The organism is Kineosphaera limosa NBRC 100340, from assembly GCF_000298215.1.
Lineage (GTDB): Bacteria > Actinomycetota > Actinomycetes > Actinomycetales > Dermatophilaceae > Kineosphaera > Kineosphaera limosa.
Genome location: NZ_BAHD01000110.1, coordinates 1 through 10,409 on the forward strand (window position 1 = coordinate 1; position 10,409 = coordinate 10,409).

The 10,409-nt window shown below is 72.8% G+C and carries 9 protein-coding genes; 2 read left to right on the plus strand and 7 right to left on the minus strand.

All coding sequences use genetic code 11. From position 1 onward, the window contains the following. A partial coding sequence (locus KILIM_RS20725; protein ID WP_006594718.1) for a glycosyltransferase family 4 protein occupies window positions 1–679 on the minus strand: 679 nt, incomplete at its 3' end. A 422-nt stretch (window positions 680–1,101) separates the two neighbouring features. Between KILIM_RS20725 and KILIM_RS20730 the strand changes: the two genes are divergently transcribed. Then, window positions 1,102–2,538: a lipopolysaccharide biosynthesis protein gene (locus tag KILIM_RS20730; protein WP_006594719.1), complete on the plus strand. Its 1,437-nt coding sequence runs from the start codon at window positions 1,102–1,104 to the stop codon at window positions 2,536–2,538. Window positions 2,539–2,644: 106 nt separating this feature from the next. Here KILIM_RS20730 and KILIM_RS20735 read toward each other — a convergent pair whose 3' ends face one another. From KILIM_RS20735 to KILIM_RS20755, 5 genes are all read right to left on the minus strand, one after another. Then, entirely contained in the window at window positions 2,645–3,145 is a 501-nt protein-coding gene (locus KILIM_RS20735; RefSeq protein ID WP_006594720.1) for a SixA phosphatase family protein, read from the minus strand. A gap of 227 nt (window positions 3,146–3,372) precedes the next feature. Then, window positions 3,373–4,035, minus strand: a complete 663-nt coding sequence (locus KILIM_RS20740; RefSeq protein ID WP_006594721.1) for a GntR family transcriptional regulator — start codon at window positions 4,033–4,035, stop codon at window positions 3,373–3,375. A 119-nt stretch (window positions 4,036–4,154) separates the two neighbouring features. Beyond that, a complete protein-coding gene (locus KILIM_RS20745) occupies window positions 4,155–5,342 on the minus strand; it encodes a M20 family metallopeptidase (RefSeq protein ID WP_006594722.1) in 1,188 nt (395 codons plus the stop codon). A 67-nt stretch (window positions 5,343–5,409) separates the two neighbouring features. Continuing rightward, a complete protein-coding gene (locus tag KILIM_RS20750; RefSeq protein ID WP_006594723.1) occupies window positions 5,410–6,681 on the minus strand; it encodes an aminotransferase-like domain-containing protein in 1,272 nt (423 codons plus the stop codon). A 60-nt stretch (window positions 6,682–6,741) separates the two neighbouring features. Beyond that, on the minus strand, window positions 6,742–8,067 hold the full coding sequence (locus KILIM_RS20755) for a M24 family metallopeptidase (RefSeq protein ID WP_006594724.1): 1,326 nt from the start codon (window positions 8,065–8,067) through the stop codon (window positions 6,742–6,744). A gap of 95 nt (window positions 8,068–8,162) precedes the next feature. On the opposite strand from KILIM_RS20755, the gene KILIM_RS20760 reads away from it, so the two are divergent. Beyond that, window positions 8,163–9,245 carry a D-2-hydroxyacid dehydrogenase gene (locus KILIM_RS20760; RefSeq protein ID WP_006594725.1) on the plus strand — a complete coding sequence of 361 codons (1,083 nt, stop codon included), beginning with the start codon at window positions 8,163–8,165 and terminating at the stop codon, window positions 9,243–9,245. A 122-nt stretch (window positions 9,246–9,367) separates the two neighbouring features. Here KILIM_RS20760 and KILIM_RS20765 read toward each other — a convergent pair. Continuing rightward, window positions 9,368–10,409, minus strand: a 1,042-nt coding sequence (locus KILIM_RS20765) for a hypothetical protein (protein ID WP_006594726.1), incomplete at its 5' end; no start/stop codon positions are given.

The following is a 10,409-nucleotide window of genomic DNA, read 5'->3' on the forward strand; positions in this document are numbered from 1 at the left end:
GCGCGGTCGTCGGCTGCCGCCCCGCCGCGTCGGTGGCGCGTGCACGCTGGCGGGTGGCCGCGTGAGCCCGCGCCGACCGCTCGACCCGCGCTCGCGCGACCGGGTCGAGCTCGGCCGACGCGTCGAGGCTGGAGGTCGTGTCGAGGCTGCCGTCGGCGCGCACCTCTGGCGGCGTCGACAGGCCGACCGGGCGGTGCAGCGAGGAGATGCGCGGGTGGTGGGGCAGCTGCGCCGCGGTGAATCGGCTGCACGCGATCACGGTGTCGACGGCGGTGCTGCCGGCGCGCAGCACGGCGCGGGCCTTCGGGCTGGTGAAGTCGTCGTGCAGGTCGAGCGCCACGTGCACGCCGCGACGACGCAGCACGGGGCGTACCGCGGGTAGCAGCGCGAGCAGGTAGTAGCTGAAGATCACCAGCGTGTCGCCGGGGCGCACGACCTGCAGGCAGCGTTGCCACAGCCGCAGGCTCTCCCGCATCCGGCCTTGGTCGACGGCCTCGGATCGCGGGGTGACGGGATGGACCCCTTCGATGCCCGCCGCGGTGGCGGAGGTGGCGAGCTCACCCTCGGGGCACACGATGGCCTGCGTGACACCGGCGTCGGCCAGGCCGCGGGAGAGGGTCAGCAGGCTGACCTCGGCCCCCCAGACCTGCCGTGCGGCCGAGAGAAAGACGACCCGCATGCTGGTGCTCCTTTCCATCCTGCTGCCAGTCCCCGGGGGGCGTGCACCGCGAAGCGATGGGCATGGCCGAACAACGCAAAAGTGATAATTGAGTCTGTAAGGGACGAAAACCCCACTGTTCTGTGCCCCTCGCGTACGGTACGTCGCGAACCCTCGAACGCCTAATCCGGCTGTGCTGCAGGGGAGTTACGCCTGGACGCGCCGCTAGGCAAGACGGGACGGGCGGCCTGCGTGGAAGCGCCGTCCGGGGTGCGCAGGGACCGCCGCGACCTCTACTCTGCTCTGGCCGGTGGGTTCGCCGCGCGAGGCTCGCGCGCACCTGCCCGGCGGGAAGGTGCGGGATGGCGGGGGGATCGCGAGGACCGCGGGGGTCTTCACAGACGCGGGCGGATGGGGGCCGCCGCCGACGCCTCCTGCGCAATATGTCGTGGAACTACGGGGCCGGGCTGACGAGCATCCTGGGGCTGGTGCTGCTGTACCCGTGGGCGGTGGCGCTCGCCGGCGCCGCCCCGTATGGACTGTGGGTGTTGGCGTTCGGAGCCGCGCAGCTGCTGGTCATGGCCGACTTCGGCATCGGCGACGGCATCGTGCGCCAGATGGGCGCCATGACGCGCGGCGGCGCCGGCCACCTGGAGCTGCGCCGCTTCGTCAGCGTCGCCCTCACTCTGTTCATCGCCGTGGCCCTGGCCCTGGCCGGTCTCTACGCCGTGGCCGTGCCGCTGTACCTGCGGACGGTGCCGACCGACGCCCTGACCGCCCGCGATCACCACGTCGTCGTGGTGGCCGGGGCCCTTGCTCTCTTCCTTGCTCTCATGGCGCGCGCCACCAACGCCGTGCTGTGGGCTCAGGATCGGCAAGACATCGAGCGCAAGGCGACGATGGCCGGCATGGCCCTGCGGGTCGCCGGGTTCGCCGTGGTCGCTGCCAACGGCGGCGGGCTGCACGGGGTCGTCGTCGCCGAGGTGGTCAGCGCTGCCGTCTCGCCGGTCGTGTGCGGCACCGCCGTGGCCGCCCGCTTCGGCGCTCCCACCCTCACCAGGGCGGCGATCGGCCGGTACGGCGGGCCGTTGCTGCGCCTGGGATCGGTGCTCTTCGTCGGCAGCCTCGCCGCGCTGCTGACCTTCCAACTGCCGCTGTTCGTCGTCGGCAGCACCCTCGGCCTCGTCGCGGCCACGGCCTACGGCGCGCTCATGCGGGTGTACCAGAGCGCCCGGATGATCAACTCGTGGACCGCGAATCCCTTTATCCACCAGCTGTCGTCGGCGGAACCGCACGAGTTGGCCGGTCGGGCCCGCACCTGCTTCGTGGCCACGGCGGTGGCGGGCACCGCGATTGCCGTCGTGTGCGCCGGGCTGGCCGACGAACTGCTGGTCGCGTGGCTGGGCCAGCAGTTCGCATTCGCCGGGCCGGCGCTGGCCGCGTTGGCCGTCGCGATGGTGGCCGATGCCGTCGTCAAGCCGAGCGCGCTGGTCGTCAACCTGCGCGGGCGCCCCGTGGTCGTCTCGCTGTTGCACCTGGCCGTCTGCGTGCTGACGATCGGTGCCGTCTGGATGGCGACGCGCACCGGCTCGCTGCTGGGCATCGTCGTCGCGATGAGCGTGGTCGCCGCCCTGTTCGCGCCCGCCTACGTCGTCGCCGCGACGCGAGTGATCGGCGCCTCCCCGTATCCGCTGCGGCCGATGGTGGCGCTGCTTGTTGTGGCGGCGCTCGCCTACGCGGCCATCCGTGGCATCGCAGCGGTCTTGGCGCCCTGGCCGGCCGTGCTGACGGTCGCCGGGGTCGGGGTCGTGCTGCTCGGGGCCGCGGCGCTGGTGTGGCGCCGACGCACCCGCCGAGCCGATCCCGCTCCGGTCGGGTAGGCCTGCGCGCACCCAGCGCGACCGTCGCGCCCCCTGCCGACCGTCGTGGTTGCGACCGCAACCGTCGGCAGCGGCCGCACCGGTCGAACCGGGGGAGGGCGCCCGGTCAGAACGGGCGCAGCTGCAGGTCTTCGGAGGCGGGGCGTCCGGCGGAGCGCAGGGTGCCGCCACCGTCGCCGGCCGTCGCGAACTCGGGCACCTGCACGACCGCCAGGGCCGACGTCACGAGCCGCACCGACTCTCCGGTGAGCAGCTCGGCGAGCTCTTCGAGGGCCGGGTTGTGCCCGACGATCGCGGCGCACTCGACATCCGCGGGAAGCGCCCGCACCAGGTCGATAATCTGCTCGCCGGAGAAGGCGTAGGCGGCGGGTTCGGTGCGCACCTCCACCTCGGCGTCGAGCTCGGGGGCGATGAGCTCCCACGTCTTCTGCGCCCGGGTGGCCGGGGAGACGACTGCGAGCGCAGGGGCGAGGCCGCTGCCGTGGAGCCAGCGGCCGACCTCGGGGGCCTGGCGGCGGCCCCGCGGCGCCAGGTCGCGGCGCTGGTCGTCGGGCTCGTCGTGCGGCCAGACGGACTTCGCGTGGCGGATGAGGAGGAGGGTGGGCACATCGACTCCGTTCGTCGGACGGGGGTGTGTTCGCTGGGCGGATCGCGTCGGTTTGCCGGACACCCCCAGCCTTGCCAGTCGGTGTCACCGTTGTCCAGGTCGTTGGGCCCCAATCGCCCCTCTTGCGCATGACGGCCGCGCTGTCGCAGGCGTTGAAGGCTGCGCCGTGCGCCCGCCGTGCGCCCGCCGTGCGCCCGCCGTGCGCCCGCCGTGCGCCCGCCGGCTGCTCAGTCGGACGTGCAGAGCCGACGCACCGCATCGCGCATGTGCTCGATGAGCAGCTGATCGGTGCGGGCGGCGTCGCCGGCCACGAACGAACGCGCGATGGCCGTGTGCTCCTCGACGCGCACCTCGCCGGAGGCGTAGGTCGCCTCGAGCGCCTGGATGCACAGTCGGGTCTCGGTGAGCAGGGTTTCGTTCATGCGGATCAGCCGAGGGCTGGCCGACGCGCCGACGAGGGTCTCGTGAAAGGCGATATCGGCCGCCCCGACCGCCTCGGGTTGCTGGGCGGCGGCGGCCTGCGCCATGCGAACGCAGATCTCCAGCAGGCTCTCGCCCGCGGCCCGCGGGTCGCGCTCATGGATGCGACGGGCTGCGGCGCGCTCGACGGCCTCCCGCGCGATGTACATGTCGACGACGTTTTCGGGGGTCATCTCGATGACGAACAGCCCGCGGTTGCGGATGCCGATGAGCAGCCCCTCCGCCGTCAGGCGCTGCAGCCCCTCGCGCAGCGGACCGCGGCTCACGCCGAGCTGGGCGGCCAGCGCGGCCTCGCTGACCTGGCTACCTGGCGCGAACTCTCCCGTGGCGATGGCCTCGCGCACCTGCCGCGCCACGAGACTGGGCGTCGATTCCTGCAGTAGCGGCGCCAGCGCGCTCTTGGCGATCATCGGCCTGCCTCCTGTCTCGCCGGCCCCTCCCGGCGATTGTCGACAACCCTAGCCGCGCCACCCCTCCAGGCGGGGGAACGCCGACGAGGGGGTGGGCGGCGGGCGGGGTAACAGGGACGTCAGTGGGCGGCCAGGAGGGCGTAGGTGCGGGTGGCGTGGACGAGCTCCTGCACGCCGACCGACTCGTCGGGGCGGTGGGCCTGACCGGTGACCGAGCCGGGGCCGAGGACGACGACAGGGCAGTCGGTGTCGCGGGCGACGAAGCCGCCGTCGCAAGCCGCGGTCCAGCCGCCGGGCTCCTGGTGCGGGGTGCCGGCATCGACGAGAGCGGCCAGGGTGGCGCGCACGAACGGGTCGTCGGCGGGGGTGGCGAAGCCCGGCATGTCCATCGTCATCTCGACGTCGGCGGACAGCCCGCGGGCGCTCAGGTCGAGGGCCTCGACTCGGGCGCGGGCCGCGGCGAGCACCTGGGCCGGGTCGTCGCCGGGCAGCAGCCGCCGGTCGACCTCCAGCACGCACTCGGGGGCCACCATCGAGGTGCTCTGCCCGCCGTGGATCGTCCCGACGCTCAGCGTCGCCGGTCCGACGAGACCGTCGAGCACCGCTGGGGCCTGCGCGAGTTCGGCGTGCCAGCGCTCGAAGTCGGCGACGATCGCGGCGGCGCCACCGATGGCGTTGCGCCCGTCGCCGGGATTGCCCGCGTGGGAGGCGACACCGGTGACCCGCACGGTGAGGTAGGAGTCGCCGCGGGCCGCGATGATCGGCTGCAGTTCCGTCGGCTCGGCGACGATGCACCCGCGCAGCGACGGCACCTGCCCGGCGATCCAGGCCCGGATGCCGGCGCCGTTCTCCTCCTCGTCGACGGCGGCCACCAGCACCACCGGCCCGCTCGGCGTCACTCCGGCTCGCCGCACCGCGGCCATCGCGACGAGGCTGGCGGCCAGCCCGCCCTTCATGTCGGTAGCGCCGCGCCCGTAGATCCGCCCGTGCGCCAGCTCCCCGCCGAAGGGGTCGCGGGTCCAACCGTCGCCGACCGGCACTACATCGGTGTGGCCCAGCAGCAGCAGCGTGCCGCCCTCGCCGCCCGGCAGGGTGACGACGACGTTCGGGCGCCCGGGGAGCACCTCGACAAGGTCGACCTGCAGGCCCAGCTCGCCCGCCACGGAGGCGAGTTCGCGCGCGGTCGCCTCCTCCTGCCCCGGCGGGTTGGTGCCCGCACAACGCAAGAGCCGTTGCGTCACCGTCACGACCTCGTCGGGATCGATGTGCGCCAGCACATCGGCCGGCTCGAAGTGTCCAGTGCTCATGGTGCTCCCCTTGCTCCCAGGCTCGTAGTGCTCGAAGTCTTTCAGCGGAGTCGGCGCCGGTGGCGCCTCAGCGTGGCGTCGCCTCGGCGCGACCTTGGAGTACGTCGACGGCGCGGGCCAGCCGCGAAACACCTTCGGCGATGCGCGCCGGGGCGCTGGAGGCGAAGCACAGCCGCAGCGCGTGCGGGAAGGCCCCGGCGGGCGAGAAGGCGTTGCCGGGGATGTAGGCGACCCCCTCGGCGAGGGCGACGGGGAAGAGGGCCTGGGTGTCGACCGGCTCGTCGAACGTCAGCCACAGGAAGAAGCCGCCGCCCGGGTCGGTCCAGTGGGCCCGCCCGCCGAAGTGCTCGGCCAGCGCGGTCTGCATGGCGGTCTTGCGTTCGGCGTAGCGCAGTCGCTGCGTCGTCAGGTGGGCGTCGAGGTGGCCCTCGCGCAGGAATGCCGCGATGAGCCGTTGTGCCGGAAGGTTGGTACAAGTATCCATCGCCTGTTTGGCCGCGATGAGCAGCGGCTGCAGGCTCGGGTCGGTGTCCATCCAGCCGACCCGTAGGCCTGGGGCGACGATCTTGCTGAACGTGCGCACCGAGACCACCAGCGGGTCGCCGTCGGCGAGTTCGTGCAGCGTGGGCTCTTGCGGCCCGCCGAAATCGAGCATGCCGTAGGGGTCGTCGTCGAGCACGACGCTGCCCCAGCGGCACGCGAGCTCCAGCAGGCGTCGGCGCCGCGGCAGGGTCATCGTGACGCCGGAGGGGTTCTGGAACGTCGGGATCGTGTAGATGACCTTCGGCGCTCGCCCGGCCCGGTCGACGGCAGCCACGAGCGCGTCGATGTCCATGCCCTCTTCGTCGACAGGCACCTCGAGCAGCTCGGCCTGGTACGACAGTGCCGTGGCCGACCCGTTGGTGTACGTCGGGGACTCCACCACGACGAGGTCCCCGGGGTCGACGAAGAGCTTGCACACGAGATCCAGGCCTTGCATGCCCCCGGAGGTGATGGTCAGCCGGTCCTGCGTCGTCGCGTCGCTTGTGCCTTCGAGTTGCGACAAGAGGGCGGCAATGAGGGCGGGGTCGCCGTGGGTGGCGGCGTAGTCGAAGGCGTCGGGTGCTTCCGCGCCGATCTCGGCGACTCCGACCTGCGCGAGGGTGTGGGTAGGGATCGCCTCGGGGGCGGGGCTGCCCATCGCGAAGCGCACGATGTCGTGCCGCTGGGCCGCCAGCAGCGCCGTGCTCGAGTCGATGACGGAGCCGACGAGATAGTCGGTGCGGTGGGCCAGGGGGAGCCGCGTCGCCGTGTCGGTCGACGGCGACGCAGCGGGGCTGGGCGTCTGGATAGGGCTCATGGAGTCCTCGTCTCGTCTAGGGGTGCGGTTGTCGTGCGGCCCGGCAAGCGCCTGGCGGTTCTAGCTGATGACGGTCAGCTCCTGCGGCTGATGGGTGAGGCGCTCGGCGCCGGAGTTGCTGATGAGGACCGACTCGGACAACTCGTAGCCCCAGTCCGTGTCCCACATCCCCAGGATCACGTGGAACGCCATGCCGGCCTGCAGCACCGTCTCCTCCGACGATCGCAGACTGACCGTGCGCTCGCCCCAGTCGGGCGGGTACCCGATGCCGATGGAGTAGCCGATCCGCGCCTCCTTGGTCATCCCGTGGCGGGCGATGACGGAGGTGAACGCCGCGTGGGCGGCCCGCGCCTCGGCGCCGGGGCGCATCGCCTCCAGGGCCGCGGCCATGCCGTCGGCGACAATCTCGGCGCAGCGGGCGAGCTGGGGCGCCGGCGGACCGAGGCTGACCGTGCGAGCCAGTGGGGCGTGGTAGCGGTGGTAGGCGCCGGCCAGTTCGAGGCAGGTCGCCTCGCCGAGCACGAACTCCTCCTCGCTCCAGGTCAGGTGCGGGGTGCCGGCGCGGCGCCCGGTGGGCAGCATCGGCATGATCGCCGGGTAATCGCCGCCAATCTGCTCGAGAATGCCCTCGGCGTCGGAACTGACCGGCCCGGCCGGCCCGACGGGCCGGTCGCCGCCGGTGCCGGCGGCCTGCGCGGCCAGGATGTCGGCGACGACGTCGCACTGGCGCCGTCCCGGGGCCATGGCGAACAGGGCCGCCTGCATGACGGAGTCGGCGATGAGCCCCGCGGCTCGCAGCATCTCCCGCTCCGCCGGCGACTTGATCAACCGCACCCAGTTGACGAGCTCGTGGGCGTCGACGACGGTGGCGTGCTGCAGGCCCGCGACCACCGCGAGGTAGCCGCGGGGGGAGAAGTAGTGGGCGTCGGTCTCCGCGGCGACCCGCGTGCCAGGGCGGTCGGGGAGCAGCCCGAGGTCCTTGGCGCGCTGCGTCATCCACTCGAACGGATGGGCGTCCGCGCGCTGGATGAGGTCTTCGGGGTAGGCGTGCACGCGGTCGGGGCTGATGTGAGCGGTGTAGTGCGCGCCGAGCATGTCCATCGGCCGCCCGAAGAGGTGCACGGGTCCCTGCGCGGGTACGACGAGGCACTGCGGCACGTAGAACGACCACGCGTTGTAGCCGGTGAGGTAGTAGAGGTTGGCCGGGTCGACGACGATCAGTGCCGCGAGCTCTCGCTGCGCCATCCGTTGCTGGACCGCCTCGACCCGCGCGGTGTGCTCGGCGGCGGAGAAGGCGCGCGGCAGGCGGCTCGGGCCGTCGTCGCTGACCGTCGGGACAGCGTCGGACCAGTCGTGCCACTCGCTGCGTTCTTGCTCATCGCTCATGATGCTGCTCCTGCCCTGCCGGTACTCGTCCGGCCATACTGCCGCCCCCGGGTGATTGTTGACAATCAGAAGATCGCGTTCGGTACGTTGAGGCGGTGACTGCGCCGAACCCCATCGAGTCCCGTGAGTCCGCCGAGCCCAGCCGTCCCGCCGCGGCGCACGACGCTCGTCCCGTCGTGGCGGTGCTCCTTGCCGACGGTGCGGCGCCGGACGATCGGCCGCGTCATCTCGAGCCTCTGGACGGGCGGGTGGCGTGGCGGTTCACCGACGCGGCGGGCTTCGCGCAGGCGGTGCGGGGCGCCGACGCGGTGCTGCTGTGGGACTTCTTCTCCTCCGCCCTGGCGGACGTGTGGGAGCGCTGCGACCGGCTGCAATGGGTGCACGTCGCGGCCGCCGGTGTCGACACACTCCTCTTTGCGGAGCTGCGGGCCTCGGAGGTGATCGTGACGAACGCGCGCGGCACCTTCGATCGGCCGATCGCCGAGTTCGTCGCGGCGAGCGTGTTGGCGCACGCCAAGCTCCTGCACGAAAGCGCGGCGCTACAGCGGGAGCGCACCTGGCGGCACCGCGAAACCCGGAGTCTGACCGGGGCCCGGGCGCTCGTCGTCGGCACGGGCGCCATCGGTCGCGCGATCGCCCGCGTGCTGGCGGCGCTCGGACTGCGCGTCGACGGCGCGGGCAGTCGGGCGCGGGCCGGCTACCTGGCCGGAGGCGACCCCGATTTCGCGACGATCGTCGACTCCGCGCACCTGGCCGAGCACGTGGGTGAGGCCGACTACCTCATCAACGCCGCGCCGCTGACGGAGGCGACCCGCGGGCTCATCGGCGCCGACGTCTTTGCGGCGCTGAAGCCGGGCGCGCACCTGGTGAACATCGGCCGAGGCCCCACGGTCGACGAGCCTGCACTGCTCGCCGCCGTGACCTCGGGCCGCCTCGACGGCGCCAGCCTCGACGTGTTCGTCACCGAGCCGCTGCCGCCGGACTCCCCGCTGTGGGACGCGCCCGGGGTCGTCATCAGCGCTCACATGTCCGGAGACGTGGTCGGGTGGCGCGACACCCTGGCCCGCCAGTTCGTCGCCAACGCGCAGCGCTGGCTCGATGGCGAGCCGTTGGAGAACATCGTCGACAAGCAACTCGGCTACGTGCCGCCGGCTGCCGGCCTCGCTGCGAGAGGCTAGGGCCGGCCGCGTGTCCGCCCGAGCCGGCGTCGTCTCCCGCTCGAGTCAGAAGTCTCCGATCGGGAGGGGAGACGTCGGCGGCGACCGGCGAGGGTCGCCGCCGACGTGGTGGCCCCGCGGCCTCAACGGCTGGGGGAGACCTTCAGGGCGATGGAGCGACCCGAGGCGTCGGTGGCGTTGACCGCGAGGGCGCCGCTCTTGGCGACCGCGACGACATCCGTGAGAGCCCAACCGCGCGGCAGCCCCCGCAGCCGGTCGTTGAGGTCGACCAGCCGGCCGTCCTGCCAGAGTGCTGCGCGCTCGCCGTTGCTGCCGACAACGAGCCCGGAGTCGGTGACGGCTCGCGCCTTGAGCTGACCGACGCCGCGCAGGTAGACCGGCTCACGCGAGGTCGAGACCCACGCCAGCCGGCCGCGATCGGCCTCCCACAGGTCCGGGCCGACTCGGCCGATGAGATAGCGCCCGTTCGGCGAGATGGCGTCCACCGTGGACGTCTGGGTCGTCTTGATGTTCTCGGTCCCAGCGGCCGTGAACACAATCCCCTCTGGATAGTGCCCGTCATTACGCATGAACGGGTGGTGCCGCGAGCCGACGGCCGTGCCGGTCTCGGAGATGCCAGTGACTCGGTAGTTTCCTTCGCGCAGGGAAGGTAGGGCGCGGAGCCGGTCGGGACGGCCGTAGAACAGCTGGCCCACCTTCACCCCCACCAGTACCCCGGCAGTGACGCCGCTGCTGTTCACGGCCCCCGGGACCGGCCCGTAGTGGGACCCCGGCGTAAGAACCAGCCGCAGTCGGCCGCGTCGGTCCCACAGTGGGAAGGAGGCCTCGATGGAGTTGGCTCCGCCGACGACCGTGCCGTTCGCCGCCACGGCCATAGCCATCACTGTGCCGGCGAAGCTACCCGCCGCTGAGGGCAGCCAGTTGGAGTCGCGTCCCGCGCCGAGGAACGACCCAACCGCCGTGCCCGCAGCGTCAAGGCTGTTGCCCGCGACATGGCCGGCATCGTCGATGCCGACGGCCTTGGAGGCCAGCGTGTTCGGTGAGCCGTCCGGCAGCCTGGCCGGGGCCGCCTGCTCCCAGGAGTAGCGGGCGGCGATGGCCGGGCCGCGGCGACCCGGGCGGCGCTCCAGCGCGTCGGCCGGCGCGGATACGGCGGGCGCCACA